Origin of the sequence: Sphaerotilus sp. (genome assembly GCF_041083715.1) — a bacterium.
Taxonomy (GTDB): domain Bacteria; phylum Pseudomonadota; class Gammaproteobacteria; order Burkholderiales; family Burkholderiaceae_C; genus Sphaerotilus.
Window position 1 is genome coordinate 4,474 of sequence record NZ_JBFPGY010000264.1, and the last position, 3,127, is coordinate 7,600.

Consider the following 3,127-nt stretch of genomic DNA (forward strand, 5'->3'; position numbering starts at 1 on the left):
GTGGCCACGCCCCGCATGCGCGTCTCGCCCTCCAGCAGGCTGACCACGTACGTGCCCGCCCCGGTGTCCACCTCCTGCGCCTCGACCGCGTGCCCCAGCCGGTTGTACGCCACGCTCATCTGCGTCACCGTCAGGCTCAGCGCGCTGCCCAGCCCGGTCAGCGCCACGTCGCCCTGCGCCTGCACCGCCACCGTGCCCGCCTGCGTGCCCTCCCGGTGCAGCAGCACCGCGCCGCGCCCCTGGCCCAGCGTCGCACCCAGCCCCCCGAGGTTCAGGCTGCCGTTGATCTGCGCCAGACCGATCTGCAGGTCCGTGACCCGCACGCCGCTGGCGTCCAGCGTCGTCTGGCTGTGGACCGCCAGCGCCCCGCTCAGGCTGCCCAGCCCGTCCACCGCCACCGTGCCCGCGGTGATGCGCACTTCCTTGCGTTCGGTCGCGTCGCTGAAGTCCAGCCTCACCTGCCCGCCACCCACCGCGATGCTGGCCGTGCTCGCCTCGCCCAGCGTGTTGATCCGCACCTCCGCCGCCGCCTCCAGGCTCACCCCGGCAAAACCGTGCAGGCTCGCCGCTCCGCTGGCCACCAGCGCGTAGCCCGTGGCCCCGTCGCTGCGCTGCTTGATCAGCAGCCCCAGGCTCGCCCCGCTCACGCCCAGCCCCGCGTCCGCGTTGCCTATGCTCGCGTTCACGTTGCTCAGGCCCACTTGCAGCACCCCGCTGGCTCCCGTGCCGCTGCGCTGCACCGCGAAGTCGCCCGTCATCTCGCCGAACCCGTCCACGCTCAGCGCCACCCCCGTGCCCGACAGCACCAGCGCCGTGCCGCTGAACGACGCGCTCAGCGTCCCGCTCAGGCCCACCCCGCCCACTCCGCTCAGGCTCGCTCGACCCGTCAGGCTCCCGCTGCGGCTGCCGTCGGCGTTCAGGATGAGTTGGCCGCTCGCGTTTTCCAGACCAACAAAAGCCCCACCACCAGACAGGAATACATCGACGCCTGTGGCATCAATCTGCCAGCTGCGGCCGGCCGGTGTCTGTGTCAACGTGACGGCAAAGTCACCCGACAGCGTGTTGTCACCGATCTGGAGCGCGCCGCTGATCGGCAGGGTGAATGAAGGCACGGCCATGTCCAGCAGCATGTTGCTGGCCTGATCCAGCGAAACGCTGTGGACCGCTCGGCTCCAATCGATCACCGGCACGCTGATGCTGCCAGGACCACTGCTGCTCTCCACCAGTTGACCGGCGCCGTCGAGCTGGCGATTGATCTTCAGCACCGCGCTGCGCAGGTCAGCCAGGTGGTAGCCGGCCACCGACACCGCGCCAAGGCTCGCCTCGCTGGCCAGCCAGCGTCGGGCCGTGCCGGTGGCACCGCGTTCGGTCGACAGCACCAGCGCCAGCTGAACGTCCGACAGCTCGGCACCAAGGTTGCTGCCTCCGGCCGTGACCAACGCGTGCAATCCGCTGCCACCCAGGGTGAGCTGGTCGGTCTGCACGCTGCGGCCATCCGAGAGTGTCTGGGCCACGTTGTCCGTGCTCTCGACGAACAGATCCCCGTCCACCGCCAGCACTCCGGCCACTTCGGCCCGGGCATGGCCGCTGACGCGGGTTTCGTGGTCGATCAGGTGGACCTGGTAGTCGCCGCCAGCGGCGGCCACCGTCTCGTTCACTGCCGCACCCATGCGGTTGTAGGCCACGCGCAACCGGGTGGCTTCGAGGGTCAGGCCGCTGACGCCAGTCAACCCGACCTGGCCATCGATCTGGACCGCATAGCCCGTGGTCTGGCGCCCGTCGGCCGCCAGCGTGTAGCGCAGCAGCACGGCGCCCTGACCGTGGCTGAGGGCAGCGCCCAGGCCGCCCAGCGTGAGTGCCCCGCTCACGTCGGCCAGGCCGATGCGCAGATCGGAAATCTGCGCGCCGGAGGCGTCGGTGGAACGGGTGCTGACCAGCTGGAGTGCGCCGCTGATCTGGCCCAGGCCGGCCACGGTGAGGCTGCCACTGTGGATGGTCAACTCGGTGAGGGCCGTGCCATCGGTGAACGACACCTGCTGCGCAGGCGTGCTCAACCCGGTGAGCACCGACTGGTCAATGGAACGCCCCAGGGCGTTGATGCGCAGCTCGGCATCGGCGTTCAGGCTGACTGCACCGTCAAAGCCGTGCAGCGAGCCGGTGGCGGACGCTGTCAGGGCGTACCCCATCTGCCCGGCGGCATCGCGCTGCAGCACCAGGCCGAGTCGGCCATTCGACAGGTCGATGCCCGCCTGGCTGTTGCCGAAATGGCCTTGCACATCGGCCGCGCCGATGCGGATCTGCGGACTGCTGATCTCGACCACGCGGGTGAGTCGGGCCTGGAGCGCGGGCAGGTTCGCACCGGCCAGCGCCCCCACGAAACTCACGTCGAACGACAGCGTCTGGCCCGGGTGGACCTCGACGCGCACGTCGTCCAGATTGATCTGGGGCAGGGCCCCGATCGCAGTGCGCAGGGTCTGCGCGATGGCGACATCGTCCAGACCAGCCAGGTCGGTCACGGCGCTCCAAGCAGCATCCGCACCGCTGCGCAGGCTGACCGAAGTCGGCCGGTCGCTGCCGTTCATCAGCAGGTTCAGCGTCTGCACCGGCGAGGCCAGCACGCTGGCCACGTTGCGGCCGGCCAGTGCGCCTTGGAAGTGGAGCAGGAATTCGCCGGGGGTGCCGCCATCGACCACCTGGACATTGCCGGCTCCCACCTGGGGCAGCGCCAGCAACGCGGCCTGGATCTGCGCTGCCGTGGCGCCCGCGGGCAGGACCGCACTGACATCGGTCGCACCATCCATCGACAGGCGCCATGCGCCCGCGCGGTCCAGCGTCAGGCGCTGCGTCTCGTCCAGGGTCACGCCGGTCCGGGTGACCTCCCAATGGGACTCGGGAGCCGCCACCGTGCTGGTGATGCGGCCATGCATGACGTCCAGATCGACTGCGGCCAGCGCGCCACCGAAGGCCACTTGCCAGACCTGCTGACCGGCGCTGCTGACCAGTTCGACCGACAGGTCGGCGCCGACGCTGATCAGCTTGCGGCCGGTGTCGTCCTGCGCTTCCAGCAGGGCCGTGCGCAACTGGTCGGCACTGGCGTTGAACGGCAGGTCGGCGGTGGTGTAGGTGT

At 70.2% G+C, this 3,127-nt stretch carries 1 protein-coding gene; it reads right to left on the reverse strand.

The genetic code is table 11. The features are described from left to right. Positions 1-3,127: hypothetical protein (locus AB3X43_RS11885; protein WP_369430058.1), on the reverse strand; the 3,127-nt coding region annotated here is incomplete at both ends.